At 73.9% G+C, this 25,447-nt stretch carries 25 protein-coding genes; 16 read left to right on the forward strand and 9 right to left on the reverse strand.

Annotated features, from left to right (window positions below; all coding sequences use genetic code 11):
• Positions 1–120 precede the first annotated feature (120 nt).
• Both EV190_RS07245 and EV190_RS07250 read right to left on the reverse strand, forming a co-directional pair.
• Positions 121–906, reverse strand: a complete 786-nt coding sequence (locus EV190_RS07245) for a hypothetical protein (protein ID WP_133740683.1) — start codon at positions 904–906, stop codon at positions 121–123.
• Positions 907–1,013: 107 nt separating this feature from the next.
• Positions 1,014–1,664, reverse strand: a complete 651-nt coding sequence (locus EV190_RS07250; protein WP_133740684.1) for an NAD(P)-dependent oxidoreductase — start codon at positions 1,662–1,664, stop codon at positions 1,014–1,016.
• Positions 1,665–1,730: 66 nt separating this feature from the next.
• On the opposite strand from EV190_RS07250, the gene EV190_RS07255 reads away from it, so the two are divergent.
• Positions 1,731–2,351 carry a TetR/AcrR family transcriptional regulator gene (locus EV190_RS07255; RefSeq protein ID WP_133740685.1) on the forward strand — a complete coding sequence of 207 codons (621 nt, stop codon included), beginning with the start codon at positions 1,731–1,733 and terminating at the stop codon, positions 2,349–2,351.
• 765 nt (positions 2,352–3,116) lie between these two features.
• Here EV190_RS07255 and EV190_RS07260 read toward each other — a convergent pair.
• Positions 3,117–3,959 (reverse strand): hypothetical protein, encoded by an 843-nt coding sequence (locus EV190_RS07260; RefSeq protein ID WP_133740686.1) that lies wholly within the window; start codon positions 3,957–3,959, stop codon positions 3,117–3,119.
• A gap of 317 nt (positions 3,960–4,276) precedes the next feature.
• Here EV190_RS07260 and EV190_RS07265 point away from each other — a divergent pair, with 317 nt between their 5' ends.
• Positions 4,277–4,480: a hypothetical protein gene (locus tag EV190_RS07265; RefSeq protein WP_133740687.1), complete on the forward strand. Its 204-nt coding sequence runs from the start codon at positions 4,277–4,279 to the stop codon at positions 4,478–4,480.
• Positions 4,481–4,692: 212 nt separating this feature from the next.
• Positions 4,693–6,648 carry an ABC transporter ATP-binding protein gene (locus EV190_RS07270; RefSeq protein WP_341770527.1) on the forward strand — a complete coding sequence of 652 codons (1,956 nt, stop codon included), beginning with the start codon at positions 4,693–4,695 and terminating at the stop codon, positions 6,646–6,648.
• Here EV190_RS07270 and EV190_RS07275 read toward each other — a convergent pair.
• The gene (locus tag EV190_RS07275) at positions 6,603–7,070 is read right to left on the reverse strand and encodes a MerR family transcriptional regulator (RefSeq protein ID WP_133740688.1); all 468 of its coding nucleotides are present in this window, start codon (positions 7,068–7,070) and stop codon (positions 6,603–6,605) included. The genes EV190_RS07270 and EV190_RS07275 overlap by 46 nt on opposite strands.
• Positions 7,071–7,172: 102 nt before the next feature.
• Here EV190_RS07275 and EV190_RS07280 point away from each other — a divergent pair, with 102 nt between their 5' ends.
• Positions 7,173–7,778: a class I SAM-dependent methyltransferase gene (locus EV190_RS07280; protein ID WP_208113090.1), complete on the forward strand. Its 606-nt coding sequence runs from the start codon at positions 7,173–7,175 to the stop codon at positions 7,776–7,778.
• A gap of 63 nt (positions 7,779–7,841) precedes the next feature.
• Positions 7,842–8,426, forward strand: coding sequence for a helix-turn-helix domain-containing protein (locus EV190_RS07285; RefSeq protein WP_133740689.1), 585 nt, complete (start codon positions 7,842–7,844; stop codon positions 8,424–8,426).
• Between the two features lie 42 nt (positions 8,427–8,468).
• Here the strand turns inward: EV190_RS07285 and EV190_RS07290 are convergent, their stop codons facing one another.
• Both EV190_RS07290 and EV190_RS07295 read right to left on the reverse strand, forming a co-directional pair.
• Complete coding sequence (locus EV190_RS07290) at positions 8,469–9,458, reverse strand: MBL fold metallo-hydrolase (protein ID WP_133740690.1); 990 nt, start codon at positions 9,456–9,458, stop codon at positions 8,469–8,471.
• A gap of 158 nt (positions 9,459–9,616) precedes the next feature.
• A complete protein-coding gene (locus EV190_RS07295) occupies positions 9,617–10,498 on the reverse strand; it encodes a serine hydrolase (protein ID WP_133740691.1) in 882 nt (293 codons plus the stop codon).
• 67 nt (positions 10,499–10,565) lie between these two features.
• On the opposite strand from EV190_RS07295, the gene EV190_RS07300 reads away from it, so the two are divergent.
• From EV190_RS07300 to EV190_RS07320, 5 genes are all read left to right on the forward strand, one after another.
• A complete protein-coding gene (locus EV190_RS07300) occupies positions 10,566–11,531 on the forward strand; it encodes a LysR family transcriptional regulator (RefSeq protein ID WP_133740692.1) in 966 nt (321 codons plus the stop codon).
• Positions 11,532–11,621: 90 nt separating this feature from the next.
• The gene (locus EV190_RS07305) at positions 11,622–12,644 is read left to right on the forward strand and encodes an STM4015 family protein (protein ID WP_133740693.1); all 1,023 of its coding nucleotides are present in this window, start codon (positions 11,622–11,624) and stop codon (positions 12,642–12,644) included.
• Positions 12,645–12,744: 100 nt separating this feature from the next.
• Positions 12,745–13,773 carry an STM4015 family protein gene (locus tag EV190_RS07310; RefSeq protein ID WP_133740694.1) on the forward strand — a complete coding sequence of 343 codons (1,029 nt, stop codon included), beginning with the start codon at positions 12,745–12,747 and terminating at the stop codon, positions 13,771–13,773.
• A gap of 85 nt (positions 13,774–13,858) precedes the next feature.
• Positions 13,859–14,893, forward strand: coding sequence for an STM4015 family protein (locus tag EV190_RS07315; RefSeq protein ID WP_133740695.1), 1,035 nt, complete (start codon positions 13,859–13,861; stop codon positions 14,891–14,893).
• A complete protein-coding gene (locus EV190_RS07320; protein ID WP_133740696.1) occupies positions 14,890–16,017 on the forward strand; it encodes an STM4014 family protein in 1,128 nt (375 codons plus the stop codon). Before EV190_RS07315 ends, EV190_RS07320 begins: the two co-directional genes overlap by 4 nt.
• Before the next feature lie 14 nt (positions 16,018–16,031).
• Here the strand turns inward: EV190_RS07320 and EV190_RS07325 are convergent, their stop codons facing one another.
• Positions 16,032–16,862, reverse strand: coding sequence for a helix-turn-helix domain-containing protein (locus EV190_RS07325; protein WP_341770528.1), 831 nt, complete (start codon positions 16,860–16,862; stop codon positions 16,032–16,034).
• A gap of 247 nt (positions 16,863–17,109) precedes the next feature.
• Here EV190_RS07325 and EV190_RS07330 point away from each other — a divergent pair, with 247 nt between their 5' ends.
• The 4 genes from EV190_RS07330 to EV190_RS07345 all read left to right on the forward strand — a co-directional run bounded on the left by EV190_RS07330 (position 17,110) and on the right by EV190_RS07345 (position 20,861).
• Positions 17,110–17,718: a helix-turn-helix domain-containing protein gene (locus EV190_RS07330; RefSeq protein WP_133740698.1), complete on the forward strand. Its 609-nt coding sequence runs from the start codon at positions 17,110–17,112 to the stop codon at positions 17,716–17,718.
• A 67-nt stretch (positions 17,719–17,785) separates the two neighbouring features.
• On the forward strand, positions 17,786–18,658 hold the full coding sequence (locus EV190_RS07335; RefSeq protein WP_133740699.1) for an STM4013/SEN3800 family hydrolase: 873 nt from the start codon (positions 17,786–17,788) through the stop codon (positions 18,656–18,658).
• A complete protein-coding gene (locus EV190_RS07340) occupies positions 18,655–19,989 on the forward strand; it encodes an STM4012 family radical SAM protein (RefSeq protein WP_133740700.1) in 1,335 nt (444 codons plus the stop codon). The genes EV190_RS07335 and EV190_RS07340 overlap by 4 nt, the downstream gene beginning before the upstream one ends.
• Positions 19,986–20,861 carry an STM4011 family radical SAM protein gene (locus tag EV190_RS07345; protein WP_133740701.1) on the forward strand — a complete coding sequence of 292 codons (876 nt, stop codon included), beginning with the start codon at positions 19,986–19,988 and terminating at the stop codon, positions 20,859–20,861. The genes EV190_RS07340 and EV190_RS07345 overlap by 4 nt, the downstream gene beginning before the upstream one ends.
• A gap of 83 nt (positions 20,862–20,944) precedes the next feature.
• On the opposite strand, the gene EV190_RS07350 is transcribed toward EV190_RS07345, so the two are convergent.
• Entirely contained in the window at positions 20,945–22,381 is a 1,437-nt protein-coding gene (locus tag EV190_RS07350) for a pectate lyase family protein (RefSeq protein WP_243742415.1), read from the reverse strand.
• Positions 22,382–22,702: 321 nt separating this feature from the next.
• A complete protein-coding gene (locus EV190_RS07355) occupies positions 22,703–23,626 on the reverse strand; it encodes a 3-methyladenine DNA glycosylase (RefSeq protein ID WP_133740702.1) in 924 nt (307 codons plus the stop codon).
• Between the two features lie 154 nt (positions 23,627–23,780).
• Here EV190_RS07355 and EV190_RS07360 point away from each other — a divergent pair, with 154 nt between their 5' ends.
• Positions 23,781–24,773: an aldo/keto reductase gene (locus tag EV190_RS07360; RefSeq protein WP_133740703.1), complete on the forward strand. Its 993-nt coding sequence runs from the start codon at positions 23,781–23,783 to the stop codon at positions 24,771–24,773.
• 251 nt (positions 24,774–25,024) lie between these two features.
• Positions 25,025–25,228, forward strand: a complete 204-nt coding sequence (locus tag EV190_RS07365) for a cold-shock protein (protein WP_133740704.1) — start codon at positions 25,025–25,027, stop codon at positions 25,226–25,228.
• The last annotated feature ends 219 nt before the right edge of the window (positions 25,229–25,447 follow it).

The raw sequence follows: 25,447 nt of genomic DNA on the forward strand, positions 1-25,447 counted from the left end.
CATGGGGGTCGCAGGAGTATCTTCGCGAATTTTCGGTAAAAAGCGGAGTGTCTTTCCGAGGTTCCCGGGCGGGAGGCCGCAACCGGCCGGAGGACGCGGCATCGGCGGGACCGGGGCCCTTCAGCAGTCCCAGGGGACGGCCGCGAGGATCCGGCCGCCGTGGAAGCGGCGGAAGGCCGCGTCGAGGTCCATGTCGGAGTGGGCGATGGTCGTGACGTAGGTGCGGCGGGTGACGCCGCGCAGGTCGGCGATCGAGGCGGAGTCCGGCAGCCGCGCGGCGGCCCCGGCCAGGACCGGGTCGGCGGAGGCGCGGGCGCTCGGGGCGTCGACGACGGTCGCGCGCGGCGGGTTCCGCCGGTCGTCCCCGCCGGGGAGGCCGTTCCAGAACCACCTCCCGAAGGCGTCGTCGAAGTCGTCGAAGCGGCCCGCGCGGACGGCGTCGGCGGCGGCGCGGGCGCCGTCGGCCAGGGCGAGCAGCCAGTGCGCCAGGCTGGGCGCCTCGAAGCGGGCGTCGAGGCCGTCCCACAGCGAGAAGACCCCGTTCCACTCGCCGGTCCCGGGGTCCACGTCCGCGTAGTACGCCTCGGCCGCGCCGTTGGTGTGCGCGATCCGGAACGTCCCCGGTTCGCCGCAGCGGCTGTGGTAGCTGCCGCCCGGGTCGCGGTTGTCCCGGTGCTCCAGGGTGAACTCCTTGCGCGGCCGGCCATGCGGGTCCAGGGTGTCGAAGCCGCCGACCTCGCGGGCGATCGCGCGGACGTGCTCGGGGACGGGGACCTCCCAGGCGTCCATGGCGCGGTCGCCGATACCGGGGCGCAGGGCCATCCGGCCCTCCGAGGCCGCCGCGGCCGACCGCAGCGCCTCCACGACCCGCGCGGGTTCCGGTGCCTTCCCGGGGTGGGCGTCCATGTCTCCTCCAAGGGGTGTCCTCCGTCAGCAGCGCCCAACCTGCCACACGGGGCGGACAGGACCGCCGCCCGGCCCGTCCCCCGGGCGGTGGTCCTGTCCGACGTGGTCTACGCGGCGACGCCGACGGCCTGCCGGACGGTCGCGGGGTCGTCCAGGCTCGTCAGCAGCGCGTCCGCGACGTCGGCACGGCCGATGGTCCGGCTGCCGGCGAGGCTGCCGCCGACGGCGCGCCGGTAGGTGCCGGTGAGCGGCCTGTCCACCAGCATGGGCGGCCGGACCACGGTCCACTCCGCCCCGCTCCCGGCGATCGCCTCCTCCATGGCCGCCAGATCCGCGTAGACGTCCCGCAGCGCCCTGCGCAGGATCGGGAGCACCACGAAGCGTGTGAACGGGCCTTCGCCGTCCGCGGGGGGACCGACCGGGGTGGCGCTCACCGCGGACAGCCGCCGGACGCCCGCCCGTTCCATGGCGGTGAGGACCGACCGCAGGGCGGGGGCCGCGATCGGAGCGGTTCTGGCCCGCGCGTTGCTCGCCGCGCCCACCGCGGAGACCACCGCGTCGCGGCCGGTGACGACGGGGAGCAGGGCCTCGGCGTCGGTGATGTCGGGCACCGTGGCCACGTGGAGCCGCTCGTGGGCCGGAACCGGCAGCCGGGCCGGGTCGCGGACCACCGCGGTGACCTCGTGGCCCGCGGCGAGCGCCTGCCGGACGACCAGCCGGCCCACGCGGCCGGTGGCGCCGAGAACGGTGATTCTCATGGGGACTCCGTCGGTGAAAGAAGGTGGGTGAGTGTTTACTCACCCCTTTTCCTGTATGGTGAGCGGATGCTTACCCCGAAGTCAAGCCCCACCCCGCAGCGCCTGCTGGACGCGGCCGAGAGGCTGATGCGCACCGTCGGGCTGGCGAACACCACGACCAGGGCCATCGCCCGCGAGGCGGGCTGTTCGGAGGCCGCGCTCTACAAGCACTTCACGAACAAGGAGGAGCTGTTCGTACGGGTCCTCACCGAGCGCTCGGCCAACGCCGGTCCGCTCATGGCCGAGCTGGCGGCCGAGCCGGGGGAGTGCGCGGTCCCGGAGCGGCTGGAGAGGATCGCCCGCCACGCCTCCCTCTTCTACGCCGAGGCCATGCCGCTGGCGGGCTCCCTCTTCGCGGAGCCCTCCCTGCTCAACCGGCACCGGGAGGGCGTCCGGGGGATCGGCGCGGGACCGCACAAGGTGCTCGAGGCGCTGGCCGGCTGCCTGGAGCGCGAACGCGGGCGCGGGCGGATCCGGCCCGACGCCGACCCGCGCGCCGCCGCGGCGCTGCTTCTGGGGGCCTGTTTCCAGCGGGCGTTCTTCCTGCACTTCTCCGGGGAGGACACCGTCCAGCCGGTGGAGGAGTTCGCGCCGGCAGTGGCCCGCGCGACGTGGGCCGCCGTGGGCCGCCCGGACCGGTCCGCCTGAGGTCGAGAAGGGAGGCCGGGCGCCGTCGCCGGACCCGGCCTCGGCCGGGTCAGCTGTTCGGCTGCCCGGGGCCGCCCTGCCGAGGGCCGCTCCGGTATGGGGGTTCCGGCGCGGGGGTGGTTCGACGTCGGGAATCCGCCGACCGGATCGTCGGGGTGTCCTCGTGTGCGGCGCGGTGACGGGGGCGGCGACGGCGAGCGGGGGTCGGGGCCGCGCCCGTGATGTCCGTTGCGTGAGGGTGTCGTTGACGGTCGTGGGCTTTCTGCCCGTTTCGGGGCCGGGAAGGGCGGAAAGCCCATGATCATTCCGGGTGGGGGCGGAACCGGCCCTCGAATGTCCGGTGATCTTGCTGTTTCCCCCGAGGTCAAGGTTCTCGGGGGGAAACAGCAAGATCACCAACGGAAACCACGCGAAACGGACGTCGTGGGCGCGGCCCCGACCCGCACCCGCCGTCGCCGCCCGCCGTCACCTCGCGATCCGCGCGGCGTGAGGCCGAAAGACCCCCGAAACACCGATGCCCGAATCACCCCCGCGCCGGAGGTTCCCTAGCCGCCCTGGGCGTTGCCGCGCTTTCGGCTGGCCTGGTACTGGCTGGAGTAGGCGGCCTTGGCGGCGCGGCTCGTGTCGTCGTGGCGGGCGGGGGCGGCCAGGTCGTCGAGCTCGCCGAGCTGGGAGCCGGTCTCCTCGGCCAGTTGCGGCGGGGCACCGACAGGCGTGGGGTCCGCCCGGCGGCCCGCCCCCGGGCGGCTCCGGTGCGGCCGGAGATCAGCGGTCCGGTCGGTCGATCGGCACCTCCCCGCGCAGGAACTGGATGTACCGCTCGGCGGAGGTCTCCAGGATCCGACGGGCGTCCCGGCGCAGCACCGGCTGCCACCAGCCGCCGTAGACGCGGTCGAACCGGTACGGGCGGACCGCCTCGACCACGCCGCGCACCCCGCGCTCGGGCAGCGGCAGCCGGTTCGGCGCGCTCCAGGCGAAGGTGACCCGGTCCTCGCCCGGGGTCACGAAGAAGGTGTCGCCGACGAGCAGGGCGCCTGCCCCGTCGGCTCCCCGCTCCCAGTGCAGGACCGCGCTGCCGGGGAAGTGCCCGCCGCACTGCACGAGGGTCGTCCCGGGGAGTGCTTCGAGGGTGCCGGACCACGTGCGCACGGCCGGGGACGGACGGTTGAGCCAGCGCGCGTCGGCTTCGGGCAGCAGGATCTCCGCGCCGAAGGCGTCGCTCCAGTCGACGATCGCCCCGTACATGTGGGGGTGGCTGGCGGTGGCGAAGCGCAGCCCGCCCGCCTCCCGGACCGCCTGGACGGCCCGGTCGTCGAGGAAGGCGGGCGGGTCCCACAGCAGGTTGCCCTCCGGTGTGCGCACCAGCAGCCCCCGCTGGTTGACGCCGATCTCCTGTCGCACGCCGATCCCGATCAGGTCCGGCTCCACCTCGCGGACGTCGGTCTCGTAGCCGGACGCGGCGAGCTCGGCCATGGTGGCCCACCGCTGGCCGGTCGCGGGCACCCACTGGCGCTCGTCCTCGCAGACCAGGCAGGCGGTGGGCGGCGCCTCCCCCGGGGGGTAGTGGCCGCCGCAGGTCAGGCAGATCCATGGTGACCGGTCGTCCATGTCGGCTCCTTCTCCGTTTCCCTGACTTCCGGTGCCCCCGGCGCGAAGGTCGAACAAGCCCCCGGGGCGGATGCCCCGGGGCGCCGGCGCGAACACCGATCCATCGGGACCGTTAACGGTCCTTCACCCGCTGACGATATCGTTGCAGCCGTGGCCTCCACGCCGGCAGGAGATCCCGGCCTTCCGCCGGACGCGGACGCCCCCGATGGAGGGCCTGCGAACGGTCGTGTGGCGCCCGCCGGCCGGTCGGCGGATGGAATCCGTTCCCCGGGGTAGCGGCCGACCAGTCCGAACCGACGCACCCCCCGGAGGAAGCAGTGCGCAGCGCGATCTCACTCGTCATCGTCGTCTGGCTGGTCATCGGGTTCCTGGCCGCGTGGCAGCGCGGCTACCTCACCGACTCGGAGCAGAGCTGCGCGTCGGTCGGGACCACCCTGGTCACCGTCGTCTCGGGGCCGCTGAACTACGTGGGAACCAACCCCGAGGTCGACTGCCCTCCGGTCCCCCAGCCGTCGGAGTGACCGTTGGCGGCCTCGGCGTCAGCGCCCCGGAACCCCCGGTTCCGGGGCGCTGACGCCGAGATCGACGAAAACCACGCCCGCGCGCGGGCCCCCTCCGGTCCGGCGCGGGGTTTCGGGCCGCCGGTAATGCGGCCGGTTCCGGGAAAACCGATGCGGGCGGACCGCGGGCCGAGCATCATCGTCGGGGCATCTTCGACCCTCTGGAGGCCCCTGTGCGATCGAGGCGGAGCAGGTCAGGGAAAGCGGCGAACGCCGCGGGCAAGGGCGCGGCCACAGGGCTCGACCTGCCCGAACTGAGCGAACCCCGCTGGTACAGGTACGAGGGTCAGCTGGCCGAGGCGGGGTGGGCGCGCATGGCGGGGCGGCTGCCCGGCCTCATGTGGCAGGCGCTGACCCTGGCGTGGCGGGCCTCGCCCCGGGACGTCGTGGCGACGGTCGGGTTCAACGCGGCGTCGGGGGTCTTCACCGCGGTCGCGCTGGTGGCCACCGCCGGAGTGCTCGAAGAGCTCTTCGCCGCCGGGCCGACCCCCGACCGGGTGGTGGCCGCGGTGCCCGCGCTGGTGCTGGTGGCGGTGGCGAGCGTACTGCGCGGAGTGCTCTCGGCGGGCGCCGGGTGGGCGCAGTCCCGGCTGGAACCGCAGGTGGAGCGGCTCTCGGAGCTGCGCCTGATGGAACTGGCCACCCGGGTCCGGGTGCTGGCCTTCGACGACAACGACTTCCACGACCGGATGTTCCGCGCCACCATGCGCGGCGCCAGCGAGGCCAAGCGCGTCGTCACCAACGCGGTGGACATCCTCACCGGGGTGATCGGGATCGCCGCCGCGGCCGGGGTGCTGGGCGTGCTGCACCCGGTCCTGATCCCGCTGCTGATGCTCACCGTGCTCCCCGAGGGGTGGGCGGCGTCCTGGGCGGCGCGCATGCGCTACACCTGGATCCTGGCGATCACCGACAGCCGCCGCCGCAAGGGGATGCTCGACGACCTGATGACCTCCCGCGCCACCTGCGCGGAGGTCCGCTCGTTCACCATGCGCGAGCCGCTGCTGGCCGAGTTCGCCGCGATCGCCGGGCACGAGCGCGACGTCCAGTTGAACCTGGCACGCCGCCAGGCCCTCGTGCGCATGGCCGGGGACGGCGCGAGCGGGGCGGCCACCGCGCTGACCTACGTGGTCCTGGGGATGCTGCTGGTCGGCGGGGCGATGCCGCTGGCGGTGGCGGGCGCGGCGGTGATCGCGATCCGCACCGGCCAGTCGGCGCTGAACACCACCCTCATGGCGGTCAACAGCGCCTACGAGTCGGGGCTGTACTTCCGGGACTTCCTGGAGTTCTGCGAGCACGCCCGGGAGTGGCTGCCGCCGACCGGACTGGCCCCGCCGCCGCGCGACTTCGAGCGGATCACCGTGGAGGGTGTGGTGTTCGGGTACCCGGGCAAGAAGGAGCCCGCGCTCGACGGGGTCGACCTGCACATCCGGCGCGGCGAGACGATCGCGCTGGTGGGGGAGAACGGGTCGGGCAAGACCACCCTGTCCAAGCTCCTGGCCGGGCTCTACGCCCCCGACCGGGGCCGCGTGCTCTGGGACGGCACCGACCTGGCCGGTGTCGACACGCACCTGCTGCGCGAGCGCGTCGCGGTCATCGCCCAGGACCACACGCACTGGCCGCTCTCGGCCCGCCGCAACGTCACCATGAGCAGCCCCGACGACGACGAGCGGCTGGAGCGCTCCGCGCTGGTGTCCGGCGCGGACGCGGTCGTGGAGGAGCTCCCCCGGGGCTGGGACACCCTGCTGGACCGCCGCTTCGCCGCCGGGGAGGAGCTGTCCGGCGGCCAGTGGCAGCGGGTGGCCGCGGCCCGGGGCTTCTACCGCGAGGCGCCCCTGCTGATCTGCGACGAACCCACCGCCGCGCTGGACGCCCGCGCCGAGCACCGGCTGTTCGAGTCCATCCACGAGCACGCCCGGAGCACCGGCAGCGCGGTCGTGCTCATCACCCACCGCCTGGCCAGCGTGCGCATGGCCGACCGCGTCTACGTGCTGGACGGGGGCCGCGTCACCGAGCAGGGCACCCACGACCAGCTCATGCGGGCCGGGGGCCTCTACGCCGAGCTGTACTCGATCCAGGCCGCGGCCTACCGTCCCGTCCCCGCCGACGGGGACGGGACGCGCGCCGTGTGACGGGGGAGGTCACGGCCGGGGGCCGCCGTGGCGGAGCATTCGAGCAGGCCGCGTACGCGGGGGCAGGTCAGGAAGTCGTCGGAGGAGCACGACGCGGCGTGCTCGACGATGCGGCGGGCGAGCTGGAGGCGGGCGATCCTGGCGTCCAGTTCGCCCAGGTGGACGGTGAGGAGTTCACGGCGGTCCGGCCCGCCGGGCGCGTCCAGGACGTCGCGCATCTGCTCCAGGGTGAGCCCGGCGTCCTTGCCGCGCAGGATCAGCGCGACCCGGGTCAGGTGGTCGGCGGTGTAGCGGCGGCGGCCGTTGACCCGCCGGTCCGGCCGCAGCACGCCCACCGACTCCCAGTGCCGCAGCACGTGGGCGGCCAGTCCGAACCGCTCGGCGAGTTCGCCGATCGACATCTCCGCGGCGCTTGACTTCATGTCGACATTAACTTCCAGACTGGAGGGGAAGTCAACCGGAGCACCGGAGGAAGAGGGGTGGACGCGATGGGCGGGGACAGGCCGGAGAGGCCGGAGAGGCCGCTGGACGAGCACACCGAGCGCACGCGCGAGCAGTGGGACCGGATGTCGGCCGGATACGACCGAGGCGCCGGCGCGGAGCGGTGGATCATCGGGGACACCCGGGCCCGGCTGTGCGGCCAGGCCCGGGGCCGCACTCTTGAGGTGGCGGTGGGGACGGGGCGCAACCTGGCCTTCTACCCCGACGACGTGGAGCTGACCGCCGTGGACCTGAGCCCCGGCATGCTGTCGAAGGCCCGGGCGGAGGCCGCCCGCCTGGGGCGCCGGGTCGGGTTGGGCGAGGGGGACGCCCAGAACCTGCCGTTCCCCGACGGGTCCTTCGACACGGTCGTGTGCACCCTCGCGTTGTGCTCGATCCCCGACCAGGCCGCGGGCCTCGCCGAGATGTACCGGGTGCTGCGCCCCGGCGGCGGGCTGCTGATCGTGGACCACATCGAGTACACGCGGGCGCCGGTCCGCTGGATCGAGCGGAGGCGCGGGAGGCGGCGGGCCGCCGGTCCCCGCCGGCGCCCGATGGACGTCGCCGTCGAGCAGGGCTTCGTGGTCGACCGCCACGACCGCCTCGCGCTCGGCTTCTTCGACCGGGTGGCCGCCCACCGGCCGGAGTGACGCGCCGGCGGCCCCGGTCCGGACGGTTTTGACAAAACCCGTTGCCGGTTCTGCAATAGCGGTATGAGCGACGACCTGGACGCGGTGCTGACCGGAGTGGGTCCCCGGCTGCGCGCCCTCCGGCAGAAGAGCGAGATGACGCTGACCTCGCTGTCCGAGGCCACCGGCGTCTCGGTCAGCACGCTGTCCCGGCTGGAGTCGGGAAACCGGCGGCCGACCCTGGAGCTGCTGCTTCCGCTGTCCAGGGCGTACGGCGTCCCCCTGGACGAACTGGTCGGCGCCCCGGCCACGGCCGACCCGCGGATCCACGGCAAGCCGATCGTCGGGAACGGCATGACGATCCTCCCGCTGTCCGGGCAGCCGGGCGGACTCCAGGCGTTCAAGCACATCCTCCCCGGCGAGGGCGAGCGCAGGGAGCCGGACCCGAAGACGCACGAGGGCTACGAGTGGATGTACGTGATCAGCGGCAGGCTCCGGCTGGTGCTGGGCGAGCACGACGTCGTGCTGAAGGCCGGGGAGGCGGCGGAGTTCGACACCCGCGTGCCCCACTGGTTCGGCCACGCGGACGACCGGCCGGTGGAGATCCTCACCCTGTTCGGCCCCCAGGGCGAGCGCATGCACGTCAGGGCCCGGCCCGCCGGGCGCTGACCGCGGCGGGCGGCCCGGGAGCCGGGCCGCCCGCCGGGAGCGTCAGCGGAAGGTGTAGGAGGTCAGGTACTCGGGGATGACGACCTCCGTCTGCGGGCTCACCGCCCGCACGGCGTCGGCGAGCTCCTGCGGGGTGAACGCCATGGTCGTGTCGGGCTTGGGCGGGTTCTCCAGGGGGACCTCGAAGTTGTCCCAGTGCACGAGGACGACCTTGCGCGGCTTGTCCAGGGCCTCCATGAGCCGGGGCACGTACTCGTGGGTCCTGGTCGTGGACGGCGCCGCCAGCATCGCCACGTCGGGGGCCAGCCCTTCGAGGTTGCGCTCGACGAAGTCGCTGGCGCCCATGAAGAACAGCGACGGCCCGTTCCCGACCGTCACCTGGAAGGCGAGCGTGTCGCCCTCGGGCAGGTCGGCGATGGTCGCGGGCCGGGTGGCGGGCCGCTCCAGCCGCACCCCGGGGAAGGCCATCGAGTAGTTGGGGTTGCGGCTGTGCAGCGACCCCACCACCTCCACGGTGTAGTCGCCGAAGTCCAGCACCTCGCCGCCCTTGACCGGGCTGACCTTGGACGTGGGCACGTCCATGGCGAGCGCCAGGTTGCAGGTGGTGGCGGTGCCCACCACGCGCGCGCCGGTCGTGGTCGCGATGTGCGGGACGTCGCCGAAGTGGTCCCAGTGCGAGTGCGTCACCAGGACCACCCCCGGGTCCCCGGCGATCCTGTCGACGGTGGCGGCGTCCACGGTCAACGACGTCTTGGAGTCGAACTCCTCGCCCTCCTGGAACAGGCCGGTGGGGAAGCGGGTGATGTAGGGGTCGACCAGCAGTTGCGCGGAGCCGATCCGCACCCGCCAGCCGGACGTGCCCAGCCAGTCGCACACCGCCCGGCCGCCGCTTCCGCTGCCGGCGGTCCCCGCGGGGGCGGGGGCGGGGGCGGCGTGCGCGGCGGAGGCGCCCGCCCCCAGGACGGAGGCGAGCGCGGTGCCCGCGCCCGCCGCACGCAGGAAGCCGCGCCGGTTGAAGCCGTTCTCGGACATGAGGGTCCCCTCGGTTCGATGTCGGTGGAGGTTGTCGCGGTGGAAGACAACCACCGACCGGCCCGGCGCGTCCAAGACCGGCCGCCGCCGCGACCGATACCCGATCGGCTATCGCACCAGGCGGGGCCGCGCCCGGCCGGGGGCGGCGGGCACGGAATTCATTCGCCGCGCAGCGCGTCCACGGCCGCGCGGGCGGCCCGCCCCATCGCCAGGTCCACGTCGATGCGCCGGGTCTCCAGCCTGCGCGTCCGGGCGAAGACCGAGACCGCGTACCGGCCCCCGTCGGGGTACTCCACCACCCCGCACTCCATGTGCAGGCTGGGCAGGGTCCCGGTCTTGGCGGCGATCCGGACGCCCGCGTCGAACCCCGAGGCGATGCGGGTCCAGAAGATCTGCTGCCCCATGAGCCCGCGCACCGCCGCGCACGCCCGGGGCGGCCCGGCCTCGTCCCGCCACACCATCTCCAGCAGCCGGGTCATCTCCCGGGGCGTGCTGGACGTGGTGTGCGCGGGGTCCAGCACCCGCATCGACCGGACCCGCTCCAGCGGCAGGGTCGGGAAGACCCGCGCGAACTCGGCGGGGTCCCGGGCGTCCGCGTCCGCGAGCATCGTCTCCAGCACCTGGCGGGGGCCGCCGACGATCCGCGTGCGCTCCAGGCCCAGCTCGGCGGCCAGCAGCTGCACCGTGTCCAGGCCGATCCTGCGCATGAGCAGGTCGGCGGCGGTGTTGTCGCTGACCGACATCGCGAAGAAGGCGAGGTCGCGCAGCGACAGCTCGGCGTCGTCCGCGCACCCCGCCGTCCCCCAGCCGCCCAGGCGGTCGGCCCGGCCGACCGTGACGCGCTCGGCCGGGTCGACCTGCCCGGCCTCGGCCTGCCGGGAGAACTCCAGGACCAGCAGGATCTTGAACATCGAGGCGATGACGACCTGCTCGTCGGCCCGTGCCGCGACCTCCCGGCCGGTCTCGATGTCCACCGCGTGCAGCCGCGCGTCCACGTCCGCGCCATCGAAAAGGTCGATGATCCGCTCTTCCGTATTCACGCCCGAACGCTATCGGTCCCGAGACGGCAGCCCACCGGCCCCGGCGGTGATCGCCTATGGTGGCGCGGTGAACCTCTCTCGGCATCTGCGCCACTTCGTCGTCGTGGCCCAGGAGATGCACTTCGGACGGGCCGCCGAGGTGCTGGGGATGGCCCAGCCGCCGTTGAGCCAGTCGATCCGGCGGCTGGAGGGCGAGCTGGGCGTCGAGCTGTTCGACCGGTCGCGCCGCCGGATCCAGTTGACCGCGGCCGGGCTGCACCTCCTGGACGAGGCGCGGGAGCTGCTGGCCAGGGAGGAGCGGCTGCGCGCGGTCATGCGCGGGGTGCGCGACGGCGACGTCGGGACGCTGCGCATGGGCGTCCCGCCGGAGACCCCGGCCGTGGCGTTGCAGGCGCTGCTGGCCGGGATCGCGGAGCGCGTCCCCGGGCTGCGCGTCGAGCTCGACGAGCTGACCAGCGCCGAGCAGGTCCGGCGGCTCGCCTCGGCGGGCCTGGACGTCGGACTGGTGTACCACCCGGCCGACGCCGACGGCCTGCGGTTCGGCCCCGTGGCGCGGACCCCGCTGGGCGTGGTGCTGGCGCGCGCGTCCCCGCTGGCGCGCCGACGCGTGGTCGCCCTGTCCGACCTGGACGGCCACGACCTGGTGTCCTTCCCCCGGGCGGCGGCCCCCGCCTGGCACGACCACGTCCTGGGGACCTGCCGGGCGCACGGGTACGCCCCCGGGCGCGTGCGCGACGCCGGGAACCTGGAGTTCCTGCTGGGGCTGGTCCTGGCCGGACAGGGGGTGGCGTTCGCGCCGGAGGCGGCCGCCCGCAGGGAGCCGCGCGTGGCCTGGCGGCCGATCGAGGGGGAGCCGCTGCACCACCGGATCTCGGCGGCCTGGCCCGCCGCGTTCCCGCACCCGGCCGCGCCCCGGGTCGCGGAACCGGCGGCCGCGGCGCTGGGCGCGGACCGGCCGGCGGAGAGCGTCGCCCCGACCGGGAACGGGCCCCTGCCCTGGTCGGTGGTCTACACGCCTCCGACGCTCCGCTGAGCCGGGCCCGGCGCGGGCGTGGTGCGCGCCCGCTGTCGGCGGATACTGGTTCACTGGTCGCGATCGAGCCGCCGTCGTATGGAGCATGGCATGTCCGTCTATGAGCACATCACCGAGTTCGCGGGCCTTCCCGTCGTGGACTTCCTCTCCGATGACATCGAGGAGGAGCGGTACCAGAAGGCCCGGCGCCACGCCGGGGCCGACGGCGCGCGGGTCGAGCCGGACGACGGGGCCTACGCGGCGGCGCTGGCCGACCCGGGGTCGGTGGCGTGGCGGCTGCGGGTGTCCTCGTACGATCCGCAGGAGCCGTTCGAGGAGTACTTCGCGCGCTTCCTGGCCGAGGTCGACACCGCCCGGGTGGGCGCGCTCGTCATCGGCTGCTGGGGGGAGTCCTACGAGGTCGACGCCTCGGTCCCGCGCGACCTCCTGGTAGGGAACGCGGGCCGGTTCCCGGCGCTGCGCGCCCTCTTCCTCGGCGAGTACCTCGCGGAGGAGGCCGAGATCTCCTGGATCCAGCAGACGGACGTCACCCCGCTGCTGGCCGCGTTCCCCGCGCTGCGCGAGCTCACCGTGCGCGGCGGGGAGAGGCTGGAGTTCCCCGCGACCGGGCACGAGGCGCTGGCGTCGCTGACCGTGCAGACCGGCGGGCTGCCCGGGGAGGCGGTCGCCGGGATCCTGGCGTCGGACCTGCCCGCGCTGGAGCGCCTGGAGCTGTGGTTCGGGGTGGAGGACTACGGCGGCACCACCACCGTGGAGACGCTGGAGCCGCTGCTGTCGGGGAAGGTCTTCCCGAGCCTGCGCCACCTGGGCCCGCGCAACTCCCCGTGGGGGGACGACCTGGTGCGCGCCCTGGCCGGGGCGCCCGTGCTGCGCCGGATCCGGGTCCTGGACCTGTCCGGGCACGTCCTGAGGGACGAGGGCGGCCGGGTGCTCGCCTCCGCGCCCGCCTTCCGCGGCCTGGAACGCCTGGTGCTGCGCTACCACTTCCTGAGCGAGCCGGTCATGGCCGAACTGCGCGCCGCCCTGGCGGGGGTCGACCTCGACCTGAGCGGCCCCGAGGAGCCGGACGCCTACAAGGACGAGGTGTACTACTACCCCGAGGTCACCGAGTGAGTCCGCGCCGCCGGTGACGGAGGCGGCTCGCCGGGGCGCGGTGTCGCCCCGGCCTGGTATCACTGTCGTGTCCCGACCGCCCCTCCCCCCGGAGTCACGCGTGATCAACGAGCACATCACCGAGTTCGCGGACCTTCCCGTGGTGGACTTCCCCTCCGCGGACCTCGAAGCGGAGCGGCTGCGGGACCTCCGGTACCGCGCCCGGCGCGAAGGGATGCCGGAGCCCGAGGAGCCCGGACCGGACGAGGCGCTGGACGCCGCGCTGGCCGATCCCGGATCGGCGGCGTGGCGGCTGCGGGTGTCCTCGTACGATCCGCGGGAGCCGTTCGAGGAGTACCTCGCGCGCTTCCTCGCCGAGGTCGACACCGCCGAGGTGGGCGCGCTCGTCATCGGCTGCTGGGGCGACACCGCCGAGAAGACGCTGGGCGGCCGCGTCCGGGACGCGCTGCTGGCGCGCGCCGACCGGTTCCCGGCGCTGCGCTCGCTGTTCTTCGGCGAGTTCCTCTCGGAGGAGGCCGAGATCTCCTGGATCCGGCAGACGGACGTCACCCCGCTGCTGGAGGGGTTCCCCTCACTGGAGGAGTTCACGGTGCGGGGCGGGACGGGACTGGGGTTCCACCCGGTCCGGCACGGCGGGCTGCGCGGGCTGGTCGTGCAGACCGGGGGGCTGCCGAAAGAGGTCACCGCCGGGATCCTGGCCTCGGACCTGCCCGCGCTGGAGTACCTGGAGCTGTGGCTGGGGGTCGGGCACTACGGCGGCGACACCTCCACCGGGACGCTGGCGCCGCTGCTGTCGGGGGCGGCGCTCCCGGAGCTGTGCCACCTGGGGCTGCGCGACGCCGAGCGGACCGACGACCTGGTGCGGGCGCTGGCAGACGCGCCGGTCCTGGAGGGGCTGCGCTCCCTGGACCTGTCGATGGGCACCCTCACCGACACCGGGGCGCGGGCCGTCGCCGACAGCCCGGCCTTCCGGGGCCTGAGCCGCCTGGACCTGAGCCACCACTTCCTGTCCCGGGACAGGGCGGCCACGCTGCCGTCGGCCCTGCCCGGGGTCGAGGTCGTCCTCGACGACTGGCGGGGGGAGAGCACCCCCGACAAGCCGTCCCACTACCCCTCGGTCACCGAGTGACCCCGGACGACGGTCCCCGGCGGCCGTTCCGGGCCGCGCCGGCGCCGGGACCACCGACAGAAACCCCCCTTCCCCGGAGTGGCGTGTGACCATCAACGAGTACATCACCGAGTTCGCGGGCCTTCCCGTGATGGAGTTCCTCTCCCCGGACCTGGAGGCGGAGCGGCTGCGCGTCCTGCGGTACCGGGCCCAGCGCGAGGGGCGGCCGCTTCCCGAGCGGCTGGAGCCGGACGCGGCCTACGCGGCGGCACTCGCCGACCCGGGGTCGGTCGCGTGGCGGCTGCGCACGGTGGGCCCGAATGGGAAGAAGCCGTTCGAGGGGTGCTTCGCGCGCTTCCTGGCCGAGGTCGACACCACCAGGGTCACCGCGCTCGTCGTCGGGAGCTGGAGCGAGTACTACGAGAAGCCGGACGCGGTGCCGCGCGACCTGCTGGTGGAGAGCGCGGGCCGGTTCCCGGCGCTGCGGTCGCTGTTCTTCGGGGAGTTCGTCCTGGAGGAGTCGGAGATCTCCTGGATCGAGCAGTGCGACGTCGCGCCCCTGGTGGCGGCGTTCCCCGCTCTGGAGGAGTTCACCGTGCGCGGCGGGATGGGGCTGGAGTTCTCCGCGGTCCGGCACGAGGCGCTCACCTCGCTGACCGCGCAGACCGGCGGGCTGCCCGAGGAGGCCGTCGCCGGGATCCTGGCGTCGGACCTGCCCGCGCTGGAGAACCTGGAGCTGTGGCTCGGGGTGGAGGACCACGGCCGCACCACCACCGTGGACACGCTGGCCCCGCTGCTGTCGGGGACGGCGCTTCCGGCGCTGCGCTCGCTGGGGCTGCGCAACGCCGAGCGGACCGACGACCTCGTCCGGGCCCTTGCCGACGCGCCGGTTCTGGGAAGGCTGGAGGTCCTGGACCTGTCGATGGGCACGCTCACCGACGACGGGGCCCGGATCATCGCCGACAGCCCGGGGTTCCGCGGCCTGGGCCGCCTGGACCTGCGCCACCACTACCTGGCCGAGGAGGGGATGGCGGAGAGGGTGCGCGCGGCGCTGCCCGGAGTCGAGGTCGACCTGGGGGAGCCCCAGGATCCCGGGACGGACGACGTCCGGGACGTCTACTACCCGGCGGTCACCGAATGAGGACCGGCACGGACACCGCCCCCCTGGCCGTCGTCGCGGTCCCCGGAAGCCGGAGGCTGCGGCTGTTCACCGAGGCCGTGCGCGCCGCGGGGATGGCCGGCCCGGTGCTGCTGCCCTGGCCGGAGCTTGCGGCGGGCGGGGTCCGGGTGCCGCCGGGGGCGCTGGTGCGGATCGACTCGCCGGGGGAGGACCACGAGACCGCGCGGCTGCTGCGCGGCCTCGACCGCGCGCCCGACCCTTACCGGGTGGAGGGCACCGCCGCGTTCCACGCGGGGCTGCGCGCCGCGCTGGACCGGCTCGCCGGGGCCGTGGCCGACGCGCCCGGCGCGCGGCTGCTCCAGGACCCCGGCGAACTGGCCGTCATGTGCGACAAGCGGCGCTGCCACGCGGTGCTCGCCGGGGCCGGGGTGCCGGTGCCGCCCGCGCTGGCCGGACCGGTCGCCGGGTACGCCGAACTGCGCGAGCGGATGTCCGAACGGGGCTGGGGCAGGGTCTTCGTCAAGCCCGCCCACGGCTCCTCGGCGTCCGGGGTGGTGGCGCTGGCGACGCGCCCGGGCCGGGTGCGCGCGGTGACCTCGGTGGACCTGGTGCGCGCCGGGGCGGGGCCGGAGCTGTACAACAGCCTCGCCATCCGCGAGTACGAGGACGAGGCGGACGTGGCCGCGATCGTCGACGCGCTGTGCGCCGACGGGGTGCACGTCGAGCGCTGGCTGCCCAAGGCCGGGCTGCACGACCGCGTCATCGACCTGCGGGTGGTGGTCGTCGCGGGGCGGGCCACCCACGTCGTGGTGCGCTCGTCGAAGTCCCCGATGACCAACCTGCACCTGGGCAACGCGCGGGGCGACCTGGCGGCGCTGCGCGAGCGGATGGGCGAGGCCGCCTGGTCGGGCGCGATGGCCGTCGCCGAGCACGCGGCGGAGTGTTTTCCCCGGTCGCTGCACGCGGGCGTGGACCTGCTGCTGGCCCCCGGGTGGCACTCCAGCGCGGTGTGCGAGGTGAACGCGTTCGGCGACCTGCTGCCGGGTGTCCTGCACGAGGGGCGCGACACCTACGGGGAGCAGGTGGAGGCGGTGCGCTCGGGAGGGTTCGCGCCCCGAGGGGCCGCCGCGGGCGTCCGGTCCTGAGGCCCCCGGGCCGCTCACGGGGAGCCGCCCAGGGCCTCCGCGACCAGCCGCCGCGACGTCCTCAGGGGCAGCGCGGCGCCGCGCAGGTCGCCGAACAGCTCGACGTGGTCGTCCACCGTCTCGGGGTCGCTCGTGGGCGCTCCGGGGCGCCGCGTCTCCACGTGCAGGACGGTCTCCTTCCCGGGGACGGTGAACAGGGTGAACGCGTTGGACAGGCCCGGGTGGTGCTCGCTCTCGTAGGGCACCACCTGGATCGCCGTGCCCGGGTGGTCGCACGCCTCCAGCAGGCGGCCGAGCTGGCGCCGCATGAGCTCGCGGCCCCCCGTGGGGCGGCGCAGGACGCCCTCCTCCAGGACGACCAGCAGGCGGGGCGGGCGCTCCCGGTCGAGGACCGCCTGGCGTCGCATGTGTTCCCGGACCAGGACGTCGATCTCGGCGGCGGTGTCCTTGGGGCGGCTGACGAGGAGGACGTGCCTGGCGTACTCCTCCGTCTGGAGCAGGCCGGGGACCAGCAGCGGGTGGTAGGTCCGGATCTCGGAGGCCGCCTGTTCGACGTCGACGACCCTCCGGCACCAGGCCGGGAGCCCGGAGTCCAGGGTGCGGTCCCAGAGGTCGGCGAGCGCTCCCCCTGTGCCGAGCGCGCTGTCGATGCGGTCCAGATACTCCCGTTTGATGCCCCGTACACCGCGTTCCATCGCACTGAGCATGGTGGCCGACAACAGGACTCGGCCGGCCAGATCGCTCTGGGAAAGACCAGCGCGTTTACGGTGGAAACGAATGTGGCCGCCAATCCTCCCCCAACGGCCCTTGTCTTCCTGCACTTTATTGCACACCTTTCTGCACACCGGTGAAGTGGCTGCTCACGGCTCTCGGCTTAGATAAGCACTTGACCGGAAGACGTGGCAAATCGCCGTCCACAGAGGCCCTATTCTTCTTTTCGGGAACGCGGTGTAAAGCGTGCGGGAATCGAACTCCGAATGCGCCGAAACGGCTCCGCATTGATGCGCCCGCATTGAATTCCGGCCCCGTTCCCGGCCCCCGACCCGCCGCCGTGCGCGGCCCCGCCGACGATCCGGAGGAGAAGAAGAACCCGTGTCCGCCGACCGCTCCCCCACGTGCGAACCCCCCGCCCCGCCCCGTGCCGTGGCCGACTGGTTCGGGGCCGAGGTGCGCCACTGGCGCCGGCACCGCGCCCTCACGGTCAAGGCGCTCGCGCGGCGCGTCAACGCCGCGCCGGCGCTCGTCGGGCAGGTCGAGGCCGGCGCCTGCCCCTGCCCCGCGCCCCTGGCGCTGGCCCTGGACGAGGTCCTGGGCACGGGGGGCGTGCTGTTCCGCGCCTGGCCGCTCCTGCACGCGGGAACGGCGGCCCCCGGCCCCGCCCCGTACGCGCCCGCGCCGCGCCCGGCCCCGCCCGGCCCCGACGCGGTGCTGCCCGACCACGTGCTCGCCCGGTCCGACGTGCGCGAGGCCCTGGCCGCGCACGACTTCGGCACCGTGTTCCGCCTCGCCCGCAAGTGGGGCGGGATCAGCTACTCCCGCATCGCCATCGCCTGCGACATGAACCCCGCGCGCGTGGGCCACCTCGCCAAGGGCAACGGCCGCGTCACCACCCACGACAAGATCACCGAGATCGCCGACGCGCTCCGCGTCCCCGGACGCCTCGTCGGCCTCCAGCCGCGCCCGTGGGAGGCCGCCGGGTGAACGCCCCGGCTGACACCCCCGTCGGATAGATTTCCCGAGCACACCGCACGGGACGGAGGAGAGGCCGATGGGGACGCGCCCCGACATGAACGACGTGGTCGGAACGCACGACATCCTGCTCGTCACGCTCGACACCCTGCGGTACGACGTGGCGGCGCGGCTGCTCGCCGAGGGGCGCACGCCCAACCTCGCGTCGGTGCTGCCCGCCGGGGGCTGGGAGCGGCGGCACGCCCCCGCCAGCTTCACCTACGCCTCCCACCTGGCGATGCTGGCCGGCTTCCTGCCCACACCCGCCGAACCCGGGCCGCGTCCCCGGCTGTTCGCCGCGGGCTTCCCCGGCAGCACCAGCACCGACGAGCGGACCTGGGTGTTCGACGAGGCGGACCTCCCCGCGGGGCTCGCCGCCGCCGGCTACCACACCGCGTGCGTGGGCGGCACCGGCTTCTTCAACCGCGGGTCCGCGCTCGGCTCGGTGCTGCCCGGCATGTTCGCCGAGAGCCACTGGGAGCCCGGCTACGGCGTCGCCGACCCCGCCTCGTTCGAGAACCAGGTGGCGTGCGCCGAGCGGGTCATCGGGTCGGCCCCCGCGGACCGGCCGCTGTTCCTGCTGCTGAACGTGGCCGCCCTGCACCAGCCCAACTGGTTCCACCTGCCCGGGGCCACCAGCGGGGACGGGGACACGCCCGCCAGCCACGCCGCGGCCCTGGAGTACGTGGACCGCCACATCCCCGCGCTGTTCGACGCGGCGGCCGCGCGCCGCCCCTGCTTCGCCATCGTGTGCGCCGACCACGGCACCGCGTACGGCGAGGACGGCCACACCGGGCACCGCGTCGGCCACGAGACCGTCTGGACCGTCCCCTACGCGCACTTCACGCTGGACCGCAGGCGCCCGGGGCCACCGACCGGCGGAGACCGCACAGAAAGACCAAGGACACCGTGACAACGCCCGACACCGGACCCGCCGCGCCCGCCGCGGACTCGCCGTACCGCTCCTACGTCTACGGCTACCCGCACAAGACCGCCTACCGGCCCTTCACCGAACCCCCGACCCTCGCCGACGTGTGGCGGGACGAGCCGGTGGACGCCCTGTCGCTGTACTTCCACATCCCGTTCTGCGAGATGCGCTGCGGCTTCTGCAACCTGTTCACCCGCTCCACCCCGCCCGCCGGGCAGGTCGCCGCCTACCTCGACGCGCTGGCCCGCGAGGCCGAGGCCGCAGCCGGGGCCGTCGGCGGCGGAGCGGGGTTCGCCCGCGCCGCGTTCGGCGGGGGCACCCCCACCTACCTGAGCGCGCCGGAGCTGGAACGCCTCTACGACCTCGCCGAGGACACGCTCGGCGCCGACCTGGCGGGCATCCCGGTGTCGGTGGAGACCTCCCCGGCCACCGCCACCCCCGACCGCCTGGCGGTGCTGGCCGAGCGGGGGGCCACCCGGATCAGCATCGGGGTGCAGAGCTTCGTCGACGCCGAGGCGCGCGCCGCCGGGCGCCCGCAGCGCCGCTCCGAGGTGGACCGGGCCCTGGCCGCGATCCGCGCGCACGCCCCCCGCGCCCGGCTCAACCTCGACCTGATCTACGGGATCGACGGCCAGACGCCGGACACCTGGCGGTACTCCCTGGACACCGCGCTGGAGCACTCCCCCGAGGAGGTCTACCTCTACCCGCTGTACGTGCGCCCCCTCACCGGCCTGGGGCGGCGCGCCCGCGACTGGGACGACCACCGGCTCGGCCTCTACCACCAGGGCCGCGACCACCTCCTGGAGCGCGGGTACCGGCAGGTCTCCATGCGCATGTTCGAACGCGCGGACGCGCCGACCGAGGACGGCCCCGCCTACTGCTGCCAGACCGACGGAATGGTGGGGCTCGGCTGCGGCGCCCGCTCCTACACCCGCGACCTGCACTACTCCTTCGACTACGCCGTCGGGGTCTCACCGGTCCGCGCGATCCTGGACGACTACACCTCGCGCGGCCCCGGCGGGTTCGGCCGGGCCGAGGTGGGCTTCCGCCTCGACGGGGACGAGCGCCGCCGCCGCCACCTCCTCCAGTCGCTGCTCCAGGCCGACGGCGTGGACCCGGACCTGTACCGCGCGCGCTTCGGCGCCGACCCGCGCGCCGACTTCGCGGCCGAGTTCGCGCTGCTCGCCGGGCGCGGCTGGGTGGAGGAGGGGGCGCCCCGGCTCACCCCGACCGGCCTCGCGCACTCGGACGCGATCGGCCCGCTGTTCTTCTCCGCCCCGGTGGCGGACCTGATGGCCGGATACGAGGCGCGATGAGCCTGCCCGAGACCCTGTCCGTCCTGTACCGGGGGCCGCTCGCCAGCTGCGACTACGACTGCCCCTACTGCCCCTTCGCCAAGCGGCGCGACACCCCGGGGCAGCTGCGCGCCGACCGCGCCGCCCTGGACCGGTTCACCGACTGGGTGGCCGAGCAGGCCGGGGCGAATCCCGGAACCCGCCTGTCGGTGCTGTTCACCCCGTGGGGCGAGGGGCTCGTCCGCTCCTGGTACCGCGCCGCCGTCACCCGGCTCAGCCACCTGGCGAACGTCGAGCGGGTCGCCATCCAGACCAACCTGAGCGGGCGCGTGGAGTGGCTCGCCGGGTGCGACCGCTCCACCGCGGCGCTGTGGGCGACCTTCCACCCGGGCCAGACGCCGTACGACCGCTTCCTCGCCAAGTGCCGCCGACTGGGGGAGCTGGGGGTCCGGTTCAGCGTGGGCGTGGTGGGGCTGCCCGAGCACCTGGCCGACGCGCGCAGGCTCCGCGCGGACCTCGCGGACGGGGTCTACCTGTGGGTCAACGCCGCCGAGGGGCGCTCCTACACGGACGCCGAGGCCGCGCTCTGGCAGGAGCTCGACCCGCACTTCCACTACAGCCGCGATCCGCACCGCAGCCTCGGCCTGGCCTGCCGCACCGGCGACACCGTCGTCTCGGTGGACGGTGAGGGGACGGTGCGCCGCTGCCACTTCCTGCCCACCGAGCTGGGCAACCTCTACGACGGCTCCTTCGCCGCCCGGTTGCGCCCGCGCCCCTGCCCGGCGGCGAGCTGCGACTGCCACATCGGCTACGTCCACCTCGAACCCCTCGACCTGTACGAGGTGTTCCGGGGCGGTGTGCTGGAGCGGATCCCCGCGGGCTGGGGCCGCTGAGGAACCGGTGCGGGGACGGGCGAGGAGCCCGGCCCGCACGGGCCGGGCTCCTCTTCACCCGTTCACTCCTGTGGCGGGCCGGGTCAGATGTTGCCGGGGCCCGCGCCGTTGGAGACGATGCCGGGGACGCTGCCCGCGCTGTCGAGCGAGTAGCTGTAGGGGATGGGGTCGACGGTGCCGCCGCCGCTCTCGGGGGTGCCCGAGCCGGTGAAGGCGTTGCCGCGCTGGACGATGGCGCCGTCGTCGGAGGAGGCGTAGCCCACGAGGGTGGGGTCCTCGACGTTCTCGAAGTAGTTGCCCTCGACCAGGACGCCGCCGCCCATGGTGGAGGCGACTCCGTACTCGTTGTCGCGGTAGTAGTTGTTGTAGACGTGCACGGGGTTGCCGAAGCGCACGCGGGGGTGGCGGGTGTCGCTGCCGTCGAAGAAGTTGTGGTGGTAGGTCACCCGCAGGTGGCCCTCGTCTTCGTCGTGGCTGTCGGAGTGGCCCAGCAGCATGGACTTGCCGTGGTCGAAGAAGTGGTTCCACGAGACGGTGACGAAGTCGGACTCGCGCTTGACGTCCACGGCGCCGTCGTAGCCGTCGGTGAAGCTGTTGTGGTCGACCCAGACGTTGGTGCTGCTCTCCTGGATGTTGATCGCGTCGTCGTCCCATCCGCTGAAGGCGATGTTGCGGATGACGACGTTGTGGGAGCCGTTCAGGTTGAGGCCGCCGCCGGTGATCGCCGCGTTGGAGCCCACGCCGATGATGGTCTTGTTCGAACCCACCCGGTTCATCCCCGACAGGTTGATGGTCCCGCTGACCCGGACGACCGCGGCGTTGTCTCCCTGAATGGCCGAGGTGAGCGCGGAGGCGCTGGTGACCGTGGTGGTGGAGCCGCCCTGGCCGCCGGTGGTGCCGCCGTTCTGGGTGGCCCAGCCGGTCAGGCCGTCCGAGGAGCCGCCCCCGTCGTCGGTGACCTTGGTCAGGCGCCAGCGCTGGTTGGCGCCGTCGGCGTCGGTGTACTGGGAGAGGCGGGCGCCGTCGGCGGTGGACCACTCCCACACCTCCAGGGCCTTGCCGCTGTTGCGGTTGAGGAGCCGGACGTCGCCGTCGGCGGAGTCCACGACCCGGAACTGCTGGTTGGGGTTGCCCAGCGGGTCGTACTGGCGGATCTCGGCGCCGTCGGCGGTGGAGTGCTCCCACACGTCCACGGCCTTGCCGCTGTGCCGGTTGACCAGCGAGTAGTAGCCGTCGCCGGAGGGCACGAACCGGAACTGCTGGTTGTGGCCGCCGAGGTCGGCGAACTGGCGGATCTCCCCGCCGTTCTCGGTGGACCACTCCCACACGTCCATCGCCTTGCCGCTGTGCCGGTTCACCAGCACGTAGTAGGCGTTGGTGTCGATCGTCGCCGCGGCGGCGGGCTGCGCCACCGCGGCGACGGTGGCCAGGGCCATGGCCAGCGCCGCGGTGATCGCCGCCAGCAGGCGCCATCGTTCGGGGACCCGTCTGACCGGGGATGCTGCCGCTCGGAGTCGCATGGGGAAATACCTCCTTCGCGAATCCCGACGCCCCCGACGGAGGACCGCTGTCCGGCCGAGGGGGATCGGGACGGTGGGGGACGGTTCCCCGTGGGGGCCGGGGAACCGGGTAGCCGGGGCTGGCGGGGCGGTATCCATCGAGGTGCCGTCGCACCGCGCACGGCGGATGCCGTTTTCCCGAGCCCGTCGCAGGATAGGAAAGCGCTTTCCGTAAGAACAATGTTACGGAGTGCTTTCGATGGTGTCAATAGTCCGCTGTGGAACGCGTCACACTCCGGGGCCCGTCGCCCCGGAACCGCGCCCCGGCCGCGGAACCGGGGGTTACCGGTCCTCGGCGGCCAGCGCGCGGACCACGGCCAGCAGCCGGCCGCGCAGCACCTGGCCGCGTTCGCTGAAGGCCCGCTGGGCGGCGGTGTACTCGGCCTTGCCCTCGGGGGTCTCGATGCGGACCGGAGGGTAGCCGTGGTCCGCGAGGTCGTAGGGGGAGGCGCGCATGTCGAGTTCGCGCACGTCCCGCGACAGCTCCAGGCAGTCCAGCAGCAACTCGCCCGGCGTGGCCGGGGAGAGCTTGTAGGCCCACTTGTAGCAGTCCATGGTGGCGTGCAGGCAGCCCGGCTGGTCGAGCGCGACCTGGCTCTCGCGGGTCGGTTGGAGCTGGTTGAGCGGGCGCGCCTCCGGGGTGAAGAAGCGGAACGCGTCGAAGTGCGAGCAGCGGATGCGGTGCGACTCGACCACCCGGTCGGTGCCCTCGGCGCCGAGACGCAGGGGGAGCGAGGAGTGCCGGAGCTCCCCGGCGGGGAGCCGGTAGGCCATCGCCCACTCGTGCAGGCCGAAGCAGCCGAAGTTCGCGGGGCGGTCCCGGACCGCGGAGAGCAGGTCCCCGACGAAGCCCAGCGCCCGGTCCCGGGCGGCGCGGAAAGCGGGGACGTCGAGCTCCACGCCGGGAACCGGCGTGCCCGAGGAGTCGGCGGCGGTGGTCTCGCGGTACCAGCGCCCGAACCCCGCGCGGGCGGACCCGCCCAGCAGCACCACGCCCGGCCCGGGGTGCCAGCGGCGCAGCTGGGCCGGGCGGTGGCTGTAGTAGGTGAAGAGGAAGCCCTCCACCGGCCGGGCGGACGCGCGTCCGGCGCTGCGCACGAACTCCTCGGCCCGCGCCGCGTGCCGCTCGGCACGCTCGCGCCACTCCTCCTCGGCGAGCACGACGCGGGTCGGGGGGAGAACCTGGGGTGTGATGCCGCTGTCCATAACAGCTCCAGGGTAGGCGGCCCGAGGACCCCGTCCCCCGGGCCCGGCGCCCCGAGCGGGAGGTTCCCGGGACGCCTGGTTTGGCGTGCGACGGGTACGGGGAGGTGTGGCGGGGGCGGGACGCGCCCATCGCGGACGGGAACGGGGAGGCGGCATGCGCAAGCGGGCTCTGGGGACGCAGGGACTGACGGTTTCCGAGCAGGGGCTCGGCTGCATGGGGATGACCTTCGCCTACGGGGGGCAGGACGACGCGGAGTCGATCCGCACGGTGCACCGGGCGCTGGACCTCGGCGTCGACTTCTTCGACACCGCGGACATGTACGGGCCGTGGAGCAACGAGGAGCTGCTGGGCGAGGCGCTCAAGGGCCGCCGGGACGGCGTCGTGATCGCCTCCAAGTTCGGCAACGAGGTGGACCCCGACGGCAGACTGACCGGACGGGTCAACGGGCGGCCCGACTACCTGCGCCGGGCCCTGGACGGGTCGCTGCGCAGGCTCGGCGTGGACCACATCGACCTCTACTACCAGCACCGCGTCGACCCGGACGTGCCGGTGGAGGAGACCTGGGGTGCGCTCCAGGAGGCGGTCACCGCGGGCAAGGTCGGATACCTCGGCATCTCCGAGGCCGCGCCCGAGACCATCCGCCGGGCGCACGCCGTCCACCCGGTCACCGCCCTGCAGACCGAGTACTCGCTGTTCACCCGGGAGGTCGAGGACGACGGGGTGCTGGCCACCACCCGCGAACTCGGTATCGGCTTCGTCGCGTACAGCCCGCTGGGCCGGGGCTTCCTGTCCGGCGCCATCCGCACGCCCGAGGACCTGCCCGCCGACGACCGGCGGCACCTCCTCCCGCGCTTCCAGGGGGAGAACTTCGCCAGGAACCTGGACGTGGTGGACCGGGTGCGCGAGCTGGCCGCGGTCAAGAACGCCACGCCCGGCCAGCTCGCGCTGGCCTGGGTCCTGGCCCAGGGCGAGGACGTCGTGGCGATCCCGGGCACCAAGCGCGTCCGGTACGTGGAGGAGAACGCCCAGGCGTCGTCGATCGTGCTCACCCCGGGAGACCTCAAGGCCATCGACGAGGTCGCGCCGAGCGGGGCCGCGGCGGGCGAGCGCTACGCCCCCGAGGGCATGCGCTTCGTCCGGCGCTGATCCCGGTCCCGGCGGGGCGCGCCGCGCGCCCCGCCGGCCTGTGGCGAGGGTCACCCTTCGGATGCTGGACAGGGTGGGAGGAGGGTCTGGTAGGTTCTTACTCAGTTGTTAGTCTTTGATTTCGCAGTTGATGGTTCCTGATCGCCCGCGGAGTTGTTGGCCGGCGGGCGTTTTCTCTTTTCGAAGACGGCTCGCGACAACTTCGGGCACCGTTAGTAAGTGTCCGAGTAGAGCCGATATAAGGAGAGAACATGGCTCAGGGAACCGTGAAGTGGTTCAACGGTGAAAAGGGCTTCGGCTTCATCGCCCCGGATGACGGCGGCCCCGACGCGTTCGTGCACTACAGCGCGATCTCCGGTTCGGGCTTCCGTAACCTGGAGGAGAACCAGCGCGTGGAGTTCGACGTCGTCGCCGGGCAGAAGGGCCCGCAGGCGGAGAACGTCTTCCCGCTCTAGCAGAGCTTCGACCGCGGATCACACCGCGTGTCCAGGGCCCCGCGGATCACTCCGCGGGGCCTTTCGCGTTCCCGCTTCACGGTGTTCTTCTCGCTGATCTTGACCTTTTCGGGGTCTCAGAGACGGTTGAGGCCCCGGAAAGGTCTAGATCACCGGACAGGAACCACGCGGAACGGTCATCGTGGGCGCGGCCCCGACCCGTACCCGCCGCCCGCCGTG

It is taken from the genome of Actinorugispora endophytica, assembly GCF_004363075.1.
Classification (GTDB): domain Bacteria; phylum Actinomycetota; class Actinomycetes; order Streptosporangiales; family Streptosporangiaceae; genus Actinorugispora; species Actinorugispora endophytica.